11 protein-coding genes are annotated in these 17483 nt (G+C 72.5%); 9 read left to right on the top strand and 2 right to left on the bottom strand.

Features of this window, described 5'->3' with window-relative positions; genetic code table 11:
- Positions 1–93: 93 nt before the first annotated feature.
- Both hpf and OU787_RS11265 read left to right on the top strand, forming a co-directional pair.
- Positions 94–786 (top strand): ribosome hibernation-promoting factor, HPF/YfiA family, encoded by a 693-nt coding sequence (gene hpf / locus OU787_RS11270; protein ID WP_030459583.1) that lies wholly within the window; start codon positions 94–96, stop codon positions 784–786.
- 201 nt (positions 787–987) lie between these two features.
- The gene (locus tag OU787_RS11265; RefSeq protein WP_030459584.1) at positions 988–1713 is read left to right on the top strand and encodes a response regulator; all 726 of its coding nucleotides are present in this window, start codon (positions 988–990) and stop codon (positions 1711–1713) included.
- A 56-nt stretch (positions 1714–1769) separates the two neighbouring features.
- Here OU787_RS11265 and OU787_RS11260 read toward each other — a convergent pair whose 3' ends face one another.
- Positions 1770–2948, bottom strand: a complete 1179-nt coding sequence (locus OU787_RS11260) for a winged helix-turn-helix domain-containing protein (RefSeq protein WP_268659246.1) — start codon at positions 2946–2948, stop codon at positions 1770–1772.
- Positions 2949–3167: 219 nt separating this feature from the next.
- Between OU787_RS11260 and secA the strand changes: the two genes are divergently transcribed.
- Positions 3168–5945, top strand: coding sequence for a preprotein translocase subunit SecA (gene secA, locus OU787_RS11255; protein ID WP_030459586.1), 2778 nt, complete (start codon positions 3168–3170; stop codon positions 5943–5945).
- A 160-nt stretch (positions 5946–6105) separates the two neighbouring features.
- On the opposite strand, the gene OU787_RS11250 is transcribed toward secA, so the two are convergent.
- Positions 6106–6666 (bottom strand): Rv3235 family protein, encoded by a 561-nt coding sequence (locus OU787_RS11250; RefSeq protein WP_268659245.1) that lies wholly within the window; start codon positions 6664–6666, stop codon positions 6106–6108.
- Positions 6667–6987: 321 nt separating this feature from the next.
- Between OU787_RS11250 and OU787_RS11245 the strand changes: the two genes are divergently transcribed.
- The 6 genes from OU787_RS11245 (at position 6988) to OU787_RS11220 (ending at position 17456) form a co-directional block, all read left to right on the top strand.
- Entirely contained in the window at positions 6988–7497 is a 510-nt protein-coding gene (locus OU787_RS11245; RefSeq protein WP_030459587.1) for a DUF6912 family protein, read from the top strand.
- A gap of 231 nt (positions 7498–7728) precedes the next feature.
- Positions 7729–8916, top strand: a complete 1188-nt coding sequence (locus tag OU787_RS11240; RefSeq protein WP_030459588.1) for an MFS transporter — start codon at positions 7729–7731, stop codon at positions 8914–8916.
- A 32-nt stretch (positions 8917–8948) separates the two neighbouring features.
- Entirely contained in the window at positions 8949–9776 is an 828-nt protein-coding gene (locus OU787_RS11235; protein WP_268659244.1) for an aldo/keto reductase, read from the top strand.
- 66 nt (positions 9777–9842) lie between these two features.
- Positions 9843–10499 (top strand): HAD family hydrolase, encoded by a 657-nt coding sequence (locus tag OU787_RS11230; RefSeq protein WP_268659243.1) that lies wholly within the window; start codon positions 9843–9845, stop codon positions 10497–10499.
- A 149-nt stretch (positions 10500–10648) separates the two neighbouring features.
- Positions 10649–12226, top strand: a complete 1578-nt coding sequence (locus OU787_RS11225) for an aldehyde dehydrogenase family protein (protein ID WP_268661847.1) — start codon at positions 10649–10651, stop codon at positions 12224–12226.
- 292 nt (positions 12227–12518) lie between these two features.
- A complete protein-coding gene (locus OU787_RS11220) occupies positions 12519–17456 on the top strand; it encodes an NAD-glutamate dehydrogenase (protein ID WP_268659242.1) in 4938 nt (1645 codons plus the stop codon).
- The last annotated feature ends 27 nt before the right edge of the window (positions 17457–17483 follow it).

The raw sequence follows: 17483 nt of genomic DNA, 5'->3' as shown, positions 1-17483 counted from the left end.
CCGGGGGCGGGCGGTGACCGACTGGTCCGGCTGGGTCTCACGCCGGTTCGGGACGCACTCCGGGCCGGTCAGCACGAGGGATCGGAGTTCTGCGTGGACATCGTCGTCAAGGGCCGCAAGACCGAGGTGCCCAAGAGGTTCCGCGAGCACGTGGCCGAGAAGCTGGAGAAGGTCCAGAAGTTCGACACCAAGGCGATCAGCCTGGATGTCGAGGTGTCCAAGGAGCCCAACCCGCGCCAGGCGGACCGCGCCGACCGGGTGGAGATCACCCTCCGCAGCCGTGGCCCGGTGATCCGGGCCGAGGCGTCCGCCAGCGACCCGTGGGCGGCGCTGGACCTGGCCTCCGCCAAGTTGGAGGCGCAGCTGCGCAAGTCCGCCGACCGCCGCCGGGTGCACAAGGGCGGCACCAACGGGCGCGCCCCGGTCAGCGTCGCCGCGGCGACCGCCGCGCTGGCCGACCTGCCCGCCGCCGAGGCCGCCCCGAGCGTCAACGGCACGGCCCGCAAGACCGTGGCGGGCAACCTGGAGGTGGAGGGCGACGGGCCGCTGGTGGTCCGCGAGAAGACCCACGCCGCGGCGCCGATGTCGCTGGACCAGGCGCTGTACGCGATGGAGCTGGTGGGCCACGACTTCTACCTGTTCCAGGAGAAGGACAGCGGCCTGCCGAGCGTGGTCTACCGTCGGCACGGCTACCACTACGGCGTGATCCACCTCAAGGAGGACCTGGCCGCCGCGGTGGACGCCGCGGGGGCGGGCGGCGCGATCAACGGGCCGGACGAGGAGTAGGCAGGACTGACGGCGGGCCCCGCCCGCAGCCGGAGCACCACGGTGACCCCGGCGGCCGCACCGGCCGCCGGGGTCACCGGCGCGTGCGGCGGCGCCGGGGTCACCCAGCCGGGCGGTCCGGCGGCGCAGGGTGACCGGAGCGGGCCGGGGCCGTGGAATGATGGGGCGCGTCGAACGTGGCCGGAGGCGGGGGAGGGGCGGATGGGGGAGCTTTCGCGCGAGGGACTGGGGCCGGAGGACGCCGGCTTTCCGCCGCGTCGCGCGGAGCCGATCCGGGTGCTGGTGGTGGACGACCACGCGCTGTTCCGCCGCGGCCTGGAGATCGTGCTGGCCGAGGAGCCGGACATCCGGGTGATCGGCGAGGCCGGGGACGGCGCGGAGGCCGTGCTGAAGGCCGCCGACCTGCTGCCGGACATCATCCTGATGGACGTCCGGATGCCCCGGCGCAGCGGCATCGAGGCGTGCACCGCGATCAAGGACGTGGTGCCCAGCGCCAAGATCATCATGCTGACGATCAGCGACGAGGAGGCCGACCTCTACGAGGCGATCAAGGCGGGCGCCACCGGCTACCTGCTGAAGGAGATCTCCACCGACGAGGTGGCCACCGCGATCCGCGCGGTGGCCGACGGGCAGTCGCAGATCAGCCCGTCGATGGCGGCCAAGCTGCTGACCGAGTTCAAGTCGATGATCCAGCGCCGCTCGGACGACCGGGAGCTGCTGCCCGCGCCCCGGCTGACCGACCGGGAGCTGGAGGTGCTCAAGCTGGTGGCCACCGGGATGAACAACCGGGAGATCGCCAAGGAGCTGTTCATCAGCGAGAACACCGTCAAGAACCACGTGCGCAACATCCTGGAGAAGCTCCAACTGCACTCCAGGATGGAGGCGGTGGTGTACGCGATGCGTGAGAAGATCCTCGAAATAGGCTGAGCGCGCGCCGGGAGCGGCCGCCGGACCCGCCCGGGCCCGGCGGCCGCTCCGGTGTTTCAGCCCAGCAGCTTCTCCAGCTCCGGCCGCAGCGACTCGTCCGCCAGCCGCTCCACCCGGACGTCCGAGCAGCCCACCCAGTAGGCCGCCTCGCGCAGCGCCTCGGCCAGCGCGGGGACGAACTTCGGTGCGTCCAACGAGATTTGACGGGCCACCAGGGTGCTGCCCTCGCGGGCCGGGTCGACCCGGCCGACCAGCCGGCCGGCGGTCAGCAGCGGCATGGCGAAGTAGCCGTGCACCCGCTTGTGCTTGGGGGTGTACGCCTCCAGGCGGTGGCTCATGCCGAAGATCCGCTCGGTGCGCGGGCGGTCCCAGACCAGCGAGTCGAACGGGGAGAGCAGGGTGGTGCGGTGGCGCCCGCGCGGCTCGGCGGCCAGCGCCGCCGGGTCGGCCCAGGCGGGCGCGCCCCAGCCCTCCACCTCGACCGGGACCAGGCCCGACTCCGGGAGCGCGGCGTCCAGTTGGGCGCCCTTGAGGCGGTGGTAGTCCATCAGGTCGGCCCGGGTGGCCACGCCGAGCGCGGCCCCGGCCCGGGCCACCAGCCGGGCCAGGCACGCGGCGTCGGTCGGGTCCTGCCCGAACAGCTCGCCGGGGACCGCCCGTTCGGCCAGGTCGTAGACCCGCTTCCAGCCGCGGCGCTCGGTGACCACCACGTCCCCGAAGGCCAGCGCCCGCTCCACGGCGATCTTGGTGTCCGACCAGTCCCACCACTCGGACGTCTTCTTGGCGCCGCCGAGCGCGGTGGAGGTCAACGGGCCCTCGGCGCGCAGCTTGTCGATCACCGCGGCGTACGCCTCGGGGGAGACCGGGTGGCCCCAGACCCGGCCCTTGCTCCGGTAGGCGCGGCGGCGGAACGCGAACAGCGGCCACTCCTCGATCGGCAGCACGCAGGCCGCGTGCGACCAGTACTCGAAGGCGGTGCCGGCACCCCAGTACGCCTGCTCCACCGGGCGGCGGCCGACCGCGCCGAGCCGGGCGTACGGCACCAGCTCGTGCGAGCGGGCCAGCACCGAGATGGTGTCCAACTGGACGGCGCCGAGCTGCCGCAGCACGCCCTGCGCGCCGGAGCGGCGGTCGGGGGAGCCGAGCAGGCCCTGGGCGCGCAGTGCGAGCCGGCGGGCGTGGTCGGCGGGGATCCGGACAGTGGGCGGGGGCGTCGCGGCAAGGGTCTCGGCCATGGGGCGAGGCTAGGCGCGGGCACTGACAACCGGCCGACGGCGAACCGCTTTGACCGTTTGCACCCGGCATCGCACGATGTGCTCCCAGGGGTGACACAGGAATACCGTGCTGACGGACCTCCCGGCCGCTCGGGCTCCTCGCATACGATGGCCCGTACGGTGGGGTGGACTCCCCACCGGCAGTCATCCAGAGCCGAATGAGGCAAGGAGCCCGCTCACGTGTCCGTCTTCGACAAGATCCTGCGCGCAGGCGAGGGCAAGATCCTCCGCAAGCTGCAGCGGATTGCCGCCCAGGTCAACTCGATCGAAGAGGACTTCGTCAACCTCACCGACGAAGAGCTGCGCGCGCTGACCGACGAGTACAAGGCCCGCCTCGCCGACGGCGAGAGCCTCGACGACATCCTCCCCGAGGCGTTCGCGACCGTCCGCGAGGCCGCCAAGCGCGTCCTGGGCCAGCGCCACTACGACGTCCAGCTGATGGGCGGCGCCGCCCTGCACTACGGGCACGTCGCGGAGATGCGCACCGGCGAGGGCAAGACCCTGGTCGGCACCCTGCCCGCGTACCTGAACGCGCTGACCGGCAAGGGCGTGCACCTGATCACCGTCAACGACTACCTCGCCGAGCGCGACTCGGAGTGGATGGGCCGGGTGCACCGCTTCCTGGGCCTGGAGGTCGGCGTGATCCTGGCGAACATGTCGCCGGCCGAGCGCAAGCGCCAGTACGGGATGGACATCACGTACGGCACCAACAACGAGTTCGGCTTCGACTACCTGCGCGACAACATGGCGTGGTCGCAGGACGAACTGGTGCAGCGCGGCCACAACTTCGCCATCGTCGACGAGGTCGACTCGATCCTGATCGACGAGGCCCGCACCCCGCTGATCATCTCGGGCCCGGCCGACCAGGCCACCAAGTGGTACAACGACTTCGCCAAGCTGGTGCAGCGCCTCAAGATCGACCGCGACTACGAGGTCGACGAGAAGAAGCGCACCGTCGGCATCCTGGAGGAGGGCGTCGGCCGGGTCGAGGACTACCTGGGCATCGACAACCTCTACGAGTCGGTGAACACCCCGCTGGTCGGCTTCCTGAACAACGCCATCAAGGCCAAGGAGCTCTACAAGGCGGACAAGGACTACGTCGTCATCAACGGCGAGGTCATGATCGTCGACGAGCACACCGGCCGCATCCTGGCCGGCCGCCGCTACAACGAGGGCATGCACCAGGCGATCGAGGCCAAGGAAGGCGTCGAGGTCCAGAACGAGAACCAGACGCTGGCCACCATCACCCTGCAGAACTTCTTCCGCCTCTACGACAAGCTGTCCGGCATGACCGGTACCGGCACCACCGAGGCGGCCGAGTTCCACCAGATCTACAAGCTCGGCGTCGTCCCGATCCCGACCAACAAGACCCCGAGGCGGATCGACCAGCCGGACCTGATCTACAAGTCCGAGCCGGCCAAGTTCGCCGCCGTGGTCGAGGACATCGCCGAGCGGCACGAGAAGGGCCAGCCGGTGCTGGTCGGCACCGTCTCGGTCGAGAAGTCCGAGTACCTGTCGCAGGAGCTGCGCAAGCGCGGCATCCCGCACGAGGTGCTGAACGCCAAGCACCACGAGCGCGAGGCGCAGATCGTCGCGCAGGCCGGCCGCAAGGGCGCCGTCACCGTCGCCACCAACATGGCCGGCCGCGGCACCGACATCATGCTCGGCGGCAACCCCGAGCACCTGGCCGCCGCCGAGCTGGCCCAGCGCGGCATCACCCCGGAGGAGACCCCGGAGGAGTACGAGGGCGCGCTCCCGGCCGCGATGGAGAAGGCCAAGGCCGCGGTCAAGTCGGAGCAGGAGGAGGTGCAGGAGATCGGCGGCCTGTACGTCCTGGGCACCGAGCGGCACGAGTCCCGCCGGATCGACAACCAGCTGCGCGGCCGCTCCGGCCGCCAGGGCGACCCGGGCGAGTCCCGGTTCTACCTGTCGCTGGGCGACGACCTGATGCGCCTGTTCAAGGCCGGCATGGTCGAGCGCGTGCTGTCGATGGCGAACGTCCCCGAGGACGTGCCGATCGAGTCGAAGATGGTCACCCGCGCCATCGCCTCCGCGCAGACCCAGGTCGAGCAGCAGAACTTCGAGATCCGCAAGAACGTCCTCAAGTACGACGAGGTCCTCAACCGCCAGCGCGAGGTCATCTACGGCGAGCGCCGCCGCGTCCTGGAGGGCGAGGACCTGCAGGAGCAGGTCGGCCACTTCATGGACGACACCGTCGCCGCGTACGTCAACGCCGCCACCGGCGAGGGCTTCGAGGACGACTGGGACCTCGACAAGCTGTGGACGGCGCTCAAGCAGCTCTACCCGGTCTCGCTCGACCTGGACGAGCTGGAGGAGGAGGCCGCGGACAGCGGCGGCCTGACCCCCGAGCTCCTCACCAAGGCCATCCAGGAGGACATCGCGGCCGCCTACGGCCGCCGCGAGGACCAGCTCGGCGACCAGATCATGCGCGAGCTCGAGCGCCGGGTCGTCCTCTCGGTGCTGGACCGCCGCTGGCGCGAGCACCTCTACGAGATGGACTACCTGCAGGAGGGCATCGCGCTGCGCGCCTACGCCCAGCGCGACCCGCTGGTCGAGTACCAGCGCGAGGGCTTCGACCTGTTCTCCGCGATGATGGAGGGCATCAAGGAGGAGTCCGTCGGCTACCTGTTCAACCTGGAGGTCCAGGTCGAGCAGCAGGTCGAGGAGGTCCCGCTGCCGGAGGACGAGCAGGTGCTGCTCGACAAGCTGGAGAAGGACGCCGTCCCGGCCGCCCGCCCGGAGATCCGGGCCAAGGGCCTGGAGGCCCCCGAGCGCAAGCGGCTGCACTACACCGCCCCGTCCGACGAGATCGGCGGCGGCGTGATCGAGGGCGACTTCGAGGAGGACGGTGCGGTCGACGAGGGCGACGGCCTGACCCGCGCCGAGCGCCGCAAGGCCGCCAAGGCGGCGAAGGGCGGCCGGCGCCGCAAGGCCTGACCGGCCGGCTGTCCGACGGGGCGCCGCCTCCTGCGGGAGGCGGCGCCCCGCCGCGTTCCCGGGGCGGTCGTCGCCCGGGTCGCACGGCGGTGCCCGCGGTGTTCCCGGGCGGTTGTCGTTCGGTCTCCACGGCGGTGTCCGCGGTGTTCCCGGGCGGTCGTCATCTGGTCTCCACGGCGGCGCACTGCCACTGGCCGGTGCGGGTGTGCTGCTCCAGCCGGAAGGCCAGCACGTGGTGCCGGGGCCCGAACTCCACCCGCACGCACGCCTCCACCGCGCCCGGGCCCGGCGCGCAGTCGTGCACCCGGCCCAGCCGGGGGCGCTGGGCCCGGCCGCGCGGGCGCAGCGGGCCGGTCCGCACCAGCGCCGCGAGCTGGTGGAAGCCCGGCAGCGTGGTGTGCCGCTGCAACTGGTGCACCGGGCGGGCCCCGGACAGCACCTCCACCAGCCGGTGCGCGAACCGCCCGGCGAGCTCGGCGTGGCCGGTGCTGCTCGGCGCGGCCGTCCGGGCCCGGTACGGCGGGCGGGGGCCGTCGCACGCCGCGCGCGGGCTGCGGGCCGGGCGCGGGCCGGTCCCGGCGGGGTGCTGGGGGTGCTGGGGGTGCTGGGGCTGCGGGTGCGGTTCCGGGTGCGGGTGGCGGACCGGGCGGCGGGGGGCCGGTACGGGGCGGACCAGCGGACGGATCCGCGGGCCGGGCGTCCGGGTGAGCTGCTCGGTCATCGTGGCCCTCTCGGTGGGGAAGTGTCGGGGTGCTGCGGGGCCTTTGGTATCGGGTCGGCAAAGAGCGCTCCAAGGGCTTTTCCGGCCCCGCGGAAGCCGCCGGAAATCCACCCGTACGGGTGGCGGCCCGGTGTTCGCAAGGGCGGTGCGGCCGGTGCCGGAGCAGGGAGTTGACGGCGGCTCGGGTGCCGGAACGGTCCGTAGGGGGACGTCGGCGGTGACCTGATCGGCGCAGGGAGCGGGCGGCGGAGGGCCGTCGCGGGCGGCCCGGCGGGCTGCGTATTCTTGACCCGTCCGCAGTGTCCGAGAGAGGTGCCACCGATGCGCGTGTACGTGCCCACCACGTTGAGCGACCTGGCGGTGGCGCACCCCGGGGGCGTCCTGGAGCAGAGCGTCGCCTACGCGGTGACGCCCGCGCTGCGCGAGTGGTACGTCAGCGACGACCTGGAGGAACTCGAGTACGCGGCGCTCAACCGGGCCGCGCTCTCCTCGGTCCGCCTGCTGGCCGCCGACCCGGACGCCCCGCGCCGCCGGGTGGTCCTCGCCGTCGAGGTCGCCGACTCGGCGGTGACGCCGTTCCCCGGCGACGAGTACCAGGACCAGGCCTCGCTCGGCCGGGTCGTGCTGGGCGGCCCGATCCGGCTGGCCAAGGCCGCCGCGGTGCACGCCGACGACGCCGATCCGGACGTCCTCGCCGACGTGGCGGCGGCGGTCGGGGCGATCGCCGCCGCGGACGGTGGCGACCAGGACGCGCAGTTCACCGTGGACGGCGCGGAGGACCACGAGCTGCTCTGGTTCGCCATCCAGGAGATCCCCGGCCTGATCGGCTGACCCCGCCCCGCGGCTTTCCCGCAGACCCCGTCACGGCCACCCGGCCGGGGCGGGGTCTGCGGCGTTCTCGGGGCGGAGTCCGGGCCGTGGCCGGTGGCCGGTGGCCCGGTGGGCGGGGGCGGAGCCGTGGAGTCGTTCCTCGGGCGATGTCGTTGCGTTTGCAAGTATGTGTGTCTGCAATTATTGTCGAAGCACGTAAGGCGCACCGGCAATCGTATGGAGGTCCGCGTCATGCCCCTCGCGCTTCTCGCCCTGGCCATCGGGGCGTTCGGAATCGGCACCACCGAGTTCGTGATCATGGGCCTGCTGCCCGAGGTCGCGTCCGACTTCGGGGTGAGCATCCCGACCGCCGGCCTGCTGGTCACCGGTTACGCGGTCGGCGTGGTGGTCGGGGCCCCGCTGATGACCGTGCTCGGCACCCGGATCAGCCGCAAGCGGATGCTGATGCTGCTGATGGTGCTGTTCACCGCCGGCAACCTGCTGTCCGCGCTGGCGCCCGGGTTCGGGGTGATGCTGGCCGGGCGGATCGTCGCCTCGCTCGCGCACGGCGCGTTCTTCGGCATCGGGTCGGTGGTCGCCGCCGAGCTGGTCGCACCGGAGAAGAAGGCCGGGGCGATCGCCACCATGTTCACCGGGCTGACCGTCGCCAACATCGTCGGCGTGCCGCTGGGCACCTTCGTCGGCCAGCAGATCGGCTGGCGGACCACCTTCGCCGCCGTCGCCGCGCTCGGCGTGGTCGGGCTGCTGGGCATCGCCAGGCTGGTGCCGGAGCTGCCCCGGCCAGCGGGGGCGCACCTGCGGCGGGAGCTGGCCGCGTTCAAGAACGCGCAGGTCGTGCTGGCGATGGGCATGACGGTGCTCGGCTTCGGCGGGGTGTTCGCCGCGATCACCTACATCAAGCCGATGATGACCGAGGTCGCCGGGTTCTCCGAGGGCTCGGTCACCTGGCTGCTGGTGCTGCTCGGGGTCGGCATGTTCCTGGGCAACCTGCTGGGCGGGCGGTTCGCCGACCGCCGGCTGATGCCGATGCTGTTCACCACCCTGGGCGGCCTGACCGCGGTGCTCGCGCTGTTCACCGTCACCGCGCACAACGAGGCCACCGCCGCCGTCACCCTGCTGCTGATCGGGGCGCTCGGCTTCGCCACCGTGCCGCCGCTGCAGAAGCGGGTGCTGGATCAGGCGCACGGCGCGCCGACGCTGGCCTCGGCCGTCAACATCGGAGCATTCAACCTGGGCAACGCGCTGGCGGCCTGGCTCGGCGGCGCGGTGATCACCGCCGGGCTCGGCTACACCGCCCCGAACTGGGTGGGCGCGCTGCTGGCCGGCTCCGCGCTGGTGCTGGCCCTGGTCTCGGCCGGGCTGGAACGCCGGGCGAAGGCCGCCCCCGCGGCCGTCCGGGTCCCCGTCCTCAACCACTGAACACCCTCGAACTCCCCTCCTGGAGAAGGAACATGAGCACCACCGTCCCCACCGTCACCCTCAACAACGGCATCGAGATGCCCCAGCTCGGCTTCGGCGTCTTCCAGGTCCCCGACGAGGAGACCACCGCGGCCGTCGCCGCCGCGCTGGAGGCCGGGTACCGCAGCATCGACACCGCCGCGATCTACGGCAACGAGCGCGGCGTCGGCAAGGCGCTGGCCGCGTCCGGGCTGCCGCGCGAGGAGCTGTTCGTCACCACCAAGCTGTGGAACGCCGACCAGGGCCACGACGCCACCCTGCGGGCCTTCGACGCCAGCCTCGACAAGCTCGGCCTGGAGTACGTCGACCTGTACCTGATCCACTGGCCCACCCCGGCCCGGGACCTGTACGCCGAGTCCTGGAAGGCCATCGAGGAGCTCGCCGCCGAGGGCCGGATCCGCGCGGCCGGCGTCTCCAACTTCCAGCCCGCGCACCTGACCCGGCTGATCGAGGCCGGCGGACTCGTCCCCGCCGTCAACCAGGTCGAGCTGCACCCCGGCCTCCAGCAGGCCGAGCTGCGGGCCTTCCACGCCGCGCACGGCATCGCCACCGAGGCCTGGAGCCCGCTCGCCCAGGGCGCCGTGCTGGACGACCCGGCGATCACCGCGATCGCCGCGCGCACCGGCAAGTCCCCCGCCCAGGTGGTGCTGCGCTGGCACCTGCAGCTCGGCAACCTGGTGATCCCCAAGTCGGTCACCCCGGCCCGGATCCGGCAGAACCTGGACGTCTTCGACTTCGCGCTCACCGAGGACGACATGACCGCCATCGCCGCCACCGACCGGGACTTGCGCACCGGCCCGGACCCGGACCAGTTCAACTGACCCACCCCCCGGGGCCCGCGCGCCGGGCCGGGCCGCCGCGCCCGGCCCGGCGCGTACGCTTGGCGGGTGCGCACACACATAGTCTGGGACTGGAACGGCACCCTGCTGTCGGACATGGCGGCCGTGGTGGCGGCCAGCAACGCGGCGTTCGAGACGGTGGGGATCGCGCCGATGACGCTGGAGGAGTACCGGGCGCAGTACGAGATCCCGATCCCGCGGTTCTACGAGCGGTTGATGGGGCGGGCGCCGAGTGCGCAGGAGTGGCTGGCGCTGGACGACGCGTTCCACGTCAAGTACACGGAGCTGTTCCCGAGTTGCGGGCTGACGCCGGGAGCCGAAGGACTGCTGGCGGGGTGGGCGGCGGGTGGCGGGAGCCAGTCGGTGCTGTCGATGTACGAGCACGAGAAGCTGGTGCCGGCGGTGGACGCGTTCGGCCTGACCAGGCACTTCCTGCGGGTGGACGGGCGGCGCGGGGCGGCCGGCGGGCGCAAGGCCGGGGAGCTGGCCGTGCACCTGGACGCGTTGGGCGGGGCGATCGACCGGGGGCGGACGGTGCTGATCGGGGACGCTGCGGACGACGCCGAGGCGGCGCTCGCGGCGGGCATCAAGTCGGTGCTGTACACCGGGGGTTCGCACACCCGGGAGAAGCTGGCGCACCTCGGCGTGCCGGTGGTGGACTCGCTGGCGGAGGCCGTCGCGGCGGCGCGGGAGCTCGCCGGGTAGCGGCGGGGAATGCGGAGGAATCCGCCGGGGAACGCGGGGGAACCCGCCGGACAGGCGTGTCACGCCGGGGCGGTGGGCGCGGGCGCGGCCAGGGTGGGAGGAGCACAGCACGCGGGAACCACCCTAGGGAGCACCCCAGCACCATGCCGATCGACGCGGTCACCAACGTCCCCCCGCCCGTCGCCGAGCCGCCCCGCGCGTACGCGCCGGGCAGCGCCGAACGGGCCCGGCTGGAGCGGAGACTGGACGAGCTGGCCGGGCGGCACACCTCGCTGCCGATGGTGATCGGCGGGGAGCGCCGGCTCGGCGGCGGCGAGCGCACCGAGCTGGTGCAGCCGCACCACCACGCGGCGAGGCTCGGCGTGCTGGGCAGTGCGACGGCCGCCGACGTGCGGGCCGCGGTGGACGCGGCGCTGGCGGCGGGCGAGCAGTGGCGGCGGCTCGCGTTCGACGACCGGGCGGCGGTGTTCCTGCGGGCCGCGGACCTGCTGGCCGGGCCGTGGCGGGAGACCCTGGTGGCCGCGACCATGCTGGGGCAGTCGAAGACGGTGCGGCCGGCGGAGATTGACGCGGCGTGCGCGCTGGCCGACCGCTGGCGCGGCGACGTGCACGCGGCCCGGCTGCTGCTGGCCGAGCAGCCGTCCTCGGGGCCGGGCGGGTGGAACCGGGCCGACCACCGCCCGCTGGAGGGCTTCGTCTGCGCGATCACCCCGTCCGACTCCACGGCGGACGCCGGGAGCCTGCCGACCGGGCCCGCGCTGCTGGGCAACACCGTGGTGTGGAAGCCCGCGCCCGCCCAGACCCTGGCCGCGCACCTGACGATGCTGCTGCTGGAGGAGGCGGGGCTGCCGCCGGGGGTGGTCAACCTGGTCACCGGGGACGGGCAGGCGGTCGCCGAGGTGGCGCTGCGCGACCCGGCGCTGGCCGGGCTGCACTTCGCCGGCTCGGCCGCGGCGTTCCGGCGGCTGTGGCGGGAGGTCGGGGCGAACGTCGCCCGCTACCGCGGCCACCCGCGGCTGGCCGGCGCGACCGGCGGCGGCGGGGACTTCCTGCTCGCCCACCCGTCGGCGGAGCCGGCGGCGGTGCGCACCGCGCTGGTCCGCGGCGCCTTCGGGTACCAGGGCCAGGGGCGTTCGGCGCTGTCGCGGGCGTACCTGCCGCGCGGCCTGTGGCGGCGGATCCGGGACGACCTGCTGGGCGAGGTGGACGAGCTGCCCGTCGGCGACGTCACCGACCTGAGCAACTTCATGGGCGCGCTGATCGACGAGCGGGCGTTCACCGCCGCGGTCGACGCGATCGGGCGGGCCGAGGCCGACCCGGCGGTGCAACTGCTGGCGGGCGGCCAGTACGACGGCGCGATCGGCTGGTTCGTCCGGCCCACCGTGCTGCTCGGCGGCACCGACCGGTACGGCGGGTGCGCGGGGCCGCTGCTCGCGGTGCGGGTGTACGAGGACGACCGCTGGGAGGAGGCGCTGGAGCTGGTCGCCGCCGACGCCCCGGACGCCCGTCCGGCCGGCGCGGTGTTCGTGCGGGAGCGGCCGGCGCTGGCCCGGGCGGTGGAGCGGCTGCGCTTCGCCGCGGGCGACCTGCGGGTCAACGGGGAGCCGTCCGGCGGCGGCGCGGCGGCCCCGGACCCGGCGCGCTGGACGTCCGCCCGCTCGATCCGGGAGACGTTCACTCCGCCGACCGACTACGTCCACCCGCACATGGAGTGGTCACCCGAATGACGGACGGCCCAGGTGAGGGGCATTGGACAAGGTGTCCAGGAAGGCTCGATCTTCCTGCGGGATTGCTCCTCCGTGTCCCCTGACACCTTCGTTTCGTCAGGCTAGGCTGACGACGTCGCCGGTTATCGGTCAGGCAGGCCAAACGTGCTGTCGTACCCGGGCGGAACGCGACTCATGCGTGCCTTGAGCGCTTTTCACCCCTCGCGTACGGGAGGATTGCCGACGGGGCCCGGCGGTGCACCCACAGTCATCACCGAGTCACGCAACGGCGCGCGACAGGAGCCAAACAGCCATGCAGACCAAGCTGGACGCAGCCAAGGCCGACCTGCTCAGGAAAGCAGCAGCAGCCGCTGAGAACAGCCAGGTGGGGGGAGCGGCGCCGGGGGAGGGCCTGAGCAACGGTGCTCTGGCCGCTTACCTGCACCACTACTACCTCCACACCGCCCCCGAGGACGTCATCAACCGGGACCCGGTGGACGTGTACGGGGCCGCGGCCTCCCACTACCGGCTGGGCCTGAAGCGCCCGCAGGGCACCGCCGAGGTCCGGGTGCACACCCCGACCGTCGAGGAGAACGGCTGGTCCTGCGGCCACACCGTGGTCGAGGTGGTCACCGACGACATGCCGTTCCTGGTCGACTCGGTCACCAACGAGCTGACCCGCCTGGACCGCGCCATCCACCTGGTCGTCCACCCGCAGCTCGCCGTGCGCCGCGACATCACCGGCAAGCTGCTGGAGATCCTCGACACCGACGCGTGCAACCGCGCCCAGGCCGCCGGCACCGAGTGGCCCGAGGACGCGGTGGTCGAGTCCTGGATGCACATCGAGATCGACCGCGAGACCGACCGCGACGACCTGCGCACCCTCGAAGCGGGCCTGCGCCGGGTGCTGGGCGACGTCCGCGAGGTGGTCGAGGACTGGTCGAAGATGCGCGACTCCGCGCTCCGACTGGCCGACGAGCTCGCCGAGGAGCCCCCCGCGCACCTGCCCGAGCAGGAGGTCGGCGAGGCCTGGGAGCTGATGCGCTGGCTCGCCGACGACCACTTCACCTTCCTCGGCTACCGCGAGTACGACCTGGTCGAGCACGAGGGCGAGGAGGTGCTCAAGGCGGTGGCCGGCACCGGCCTCGGCGTGCTGCGCGCCGACCCGCTCAGCCACGACACCGACCACCACCCGGTCTCCGAGGCGTTCGGCCGGCTCTCCGCCCCCGTCCGCGCCAAGGCGCACGAGAAGAAGCTGCTGGTCCTCACCAAGGCCAACAGCCGCGCCACCGTGCACCGCACCGCCTACCTCGACTACGTCGGCGTGAAGAAGTTCAACGCCGCCGGCGAGCCGGTCGGCGAGCGCCGCTTCCTCGGCCTGTTCTCCTCCGCCGCGTACACCGAGTCCGTCACCCGGATCCCGGTGGTGCGCCGCAAGGTCCAGGAGGTGATGACCGGGGCCGGCTTCTCCGGCGACAGCCACGACGGGCGCGACCTGCTCCAGATCATGGAGACCTTCCCGCGCGACGAGATGTTCCAGACCGCCGCCGCCGAGCTCCAGTCGATCGCCACCAGCGTGCTGTACCTCCAGGAGCGCCGCCGGCTGCGGCTGTTCCTGCGCCAGGACGAGTACGGCCGCTACTACTCGGCGTACGTCTACCTGCCGCGCGACCGCTACACCACCCGGATCCGGCTCGCCCTCACCGACATCCTCAAGACCGAGCTGAACGGCGACGCCATCGACTACACGGTGTACGCCACCGAGTCGGTGCTCACCCGCCTGCACTTCGTGATCCGGGTCGCCCCCGGCACCGAGCTGCCGCAGCTGTCCGACGCCGACATCGAGCGGATCGAGAACCGGCTCGCCGAGGCCGCCCGGTTCTGGATGGACGGCTTCAACGACCAGCTGGGCACCGAGTTCGGCGAGGAGCGGGCCGCCGAGCTGTCCCACAAGTACGCCAACGCCTTCCCCGACGGCTACCGCGCCGACTTCCCGCCGCGCACCGCCGTCGCCGACCTCAAGCAGATCGAATCCCTCACCGGCGAGGGCGACTTCCGGCTCAACCTGTACCAGCCGGTCGGCGCCGGCGACGACGAGCGCCGCTTCAAGATCTACCGGGTCGGCGGCCCGATCTCGCTCACCGAGGTGCTGCCCGTCCTGCAGCGCCTGGGCGTCGAGGTCCTCGACGAGCACCCGTACGCGCTGCGCCGCACCGACGGCACCACCGCCTGGGTGGTCGACTTCGGCCTCCGGCTCCGCGAGGGCACCGACCTCACCGAGGAGGACCGCGAGCGCTTCCAGGACACCTTCGCCGCCACCTGGCGCGGCGAGGCCGAGAACGACGGCTTCAACGAGCTCGTCCTCACCGCCAAGCTGACCTGGCGCCAGGCCGTGGTGCTGCGCGCCTACGCCAAGTACCTGCGGCAGGCCGGCTCCACGTTCTCCCAGGACTACATGGAGGACGCGCTCCGCAACAACACCCACACCACCCGGCTGCTGGTCAACCTGTTCGAGGCCCGGCTCTCGCCCAGCCACCAGTCCGGCAGCGGCGAACTCACCGAGGGCATCCTCGAGGAGCTCACCGGCGCCCTCGACGAGGTCGTCTCGCTGGACGAGGACCGCATCCTGCGCTCCTTCCTGCACCTGATCAAGGCCACCCTGCGGACCAACTTCTTCCAGCACGACGGCGAGGGCCGCTGGCACTCGTACGTGTCGATGAAGTTCGACCCCAAGGCCATCCCCGACCTGCCCGCGCCGCGCCCCGCCTTCGAGATCTGGGTGTACTCGCCCAGCGTCGAGGGCGTCCACCTGCGCTTCGGCAAGGTCGCCCGCGGCGGCCTGCGCTGGTCCGACCGGCGCGAGGACTTCCGCACCGAGATCCTCGGCCTGGTCAAGGCCCAGATGGTCAAGAACACCGTGATCGTGCCGGTCGGCGCCAAGGGCGGCTTCGTCGCCAAGCAGCTGCCCGACCCGTCGATCGACCGGGACGCCTGGCTCGCCGAGGGCATCGCCTCGTACAAGACCTTCATCTCCGCGCTGCTCGACATCACCGACAACCTGGTCGCGGGCGAGGTCGTCCACCCGGTGGACGTGGTGCGCCACGACGAGGACGACACCTACCTGGTGGTCGCCGCCGACAAGGGCACCGCGACCTTCTCCGACATCGCCAACGGCGTCGCCGAGCAGTACGGCTTCTGGCTCGGCGACGCGTTCGCCTCCGGCGGCTCGGCGGGCTACGACCACAAGGGCATGGGCATCACCGCCCGCGGCGCCTGGGAGTCCGTCAAGCGCAACTTCCGCGAACTCGGCGTCGACACCCAGTCCGAGGACTTCACCGTCATCGGCATCGGCGACATGTCCGGCGACGTGTTCGGCAACGGCATGCTGCTCTCCGAGCACATCCGGCTGGTCGCCGCGTTCGACCACCGGCACATCTTCCTCGACCCGAACCCGGACGCCGCGGCCTCCTACGCCGAGCGCCGCCGGCTGTTCGACCTGCCGCGCAGCTCCTGGGACGACTACGACAAGTCGCTGATCTCGGCCGGCGGCGGCGTCTACCCGCGCTCCGCCAAGGCCATCCAGCTCTCCGCGCAGGTCCGCGAGCGGCTCGGCATCGACGCCGCCAAGCTCACCCCCGCCGAGCTGATGAAGGCCATCCTGCAGGCCCCCGTCGACCTGTTCTGGAACGGCGGCATCGGCACCTACGTCAAGGCGTCCGCCGAGACCAACGCCGAGGTCGGCGACAAGGCCAACGACGCGATCCGGGTCAACGGCGGCGACGTCCGGGCCCGGGTGATCGGCGAGGGCGGCAACCTCGGCTGCACCCAGCTCGGCCGGATCGAGTTCGCCTCCACCGGCGGCCCGCAGGGCAGCGGCGGCTGGATCGACACCGACGCCATCGACAACTCGGCCGGCGTCGACACCTCCGACCACGAGGTGAACATCAAGATCCTGCTCAACCAGGTGGTCGCCGACGGCGACATGACGGTCAAGCAGCGCAACGCCCTGCTCGCCGAGATGACCGACGAGGTCGGCCACCTCGTGCTGCGCAACAACTACGCGCAGAACGTCGTGCTCGCCAACGCCGTCGCCCAGGCCGCCAGCATGGTCAACGTGCACTCCCGCATGATCAACCGGCTGGAGTCCAACGGACAGCTCGACCGGGCCCTGGAGTACCTGCCCACCGAGAAGCAGATCCGCGACCGCCAGCAGGCCGGCCGCGGCCTCTCCCAGCCCGAGCTGTCGGTGCTGCTCGCCTACACCAAGATCACCCTCGCCGACGAGCTGCTCGCCACCGACCTGCCCGACGACCCGTACTTCCGGGACGTGCTGCACGCGTACTTCCCCAGCGCGCTGCGGGCCCGGTTCGCCGAGCAGATCGACCACCACCCGCTGCGCCGCGAGATCATCACCACCCTGATCGTCAACGACACGATCAACCGCGGCGGCTGCACCTTCGCGTTCCGGCTCCGCGAGGAGACCGGCGCGACCATGGAGGAGATCGCCCGCACCCACGCCGCGGCCCGCGCGGTCTTCGGCCTGGAGCAGATCTGGGACCAGGTCGAGCGCCTCGACAACCAGGTCGCCGCCCGGGTCCAGACCAAGATGCGGCTGCACTCCCGCCGCCTGGTCGAGCGCGCCACCCGGTGGATGCTCAACAACCGCCAGCCGCTGGACATCGCGGACACCATCGCGTTCTTCCACGACCGGGTCAACCAGGTCTGGGACGCGCTGCCCAAGCCGCTCACCGGCGAGGACCTGGCCTGGTTCGAGTCCGTCCACCAGGAGCTGTCCGCGGCCGGCGTCCCCGACGAACTGGCCACCCGGATCGCCGGCCTGTCCTCCGCGTTCCCGACCCTCGACATCGTCGGCGTCGCGGACCGCTCGGACACCGAGGTGATGGAGGTCGCCGAGCTGTACTACGACCTCGGCGACCGGCTCCAGATCAGCCACCTGCTCGACCGGGTCATCGACCTGCCGCGCACCGACCGCTGGTCCTCGATGGCCCGCGCCGCGATCCGCGAGGACCTGTTCGCCGCGCACTCCGCCCTCACCGCGGACGTGCTCGCCGCCGGGCCCGCCGGCTCCAGCCCCGAGGAGCGCTACACCGCCTGGGCCGCCCTCAACGGCACCCTGCTCAGCCGGGCCCGCACCACCCTCGACGACATAAGGGGTTCGGACAACTACGAACTCTCCAGCCTCTCCGTCGCGATGCGGGTGATCCGCACCCTGCTGCGCAACGGCCGCTGAGCCGGGGGAGGTCCGAGGCCGGGGGCC

Origin of the sequence: Kitasatospora sp. YST-16 (genome assembly GCF_026802215.1) — a bacterium.
Classification (GTDB): Bacteria; Actinomycetota; Actinomycetes; order Streptomycetales; family Streptomycetaceae; genus Kitasatospora; species Kitasatospora cineracea.
Note: the sequence above shows the minus strand (reverse complement) of the source record. Positions and strands in the feature narration are given on the sequence as shown.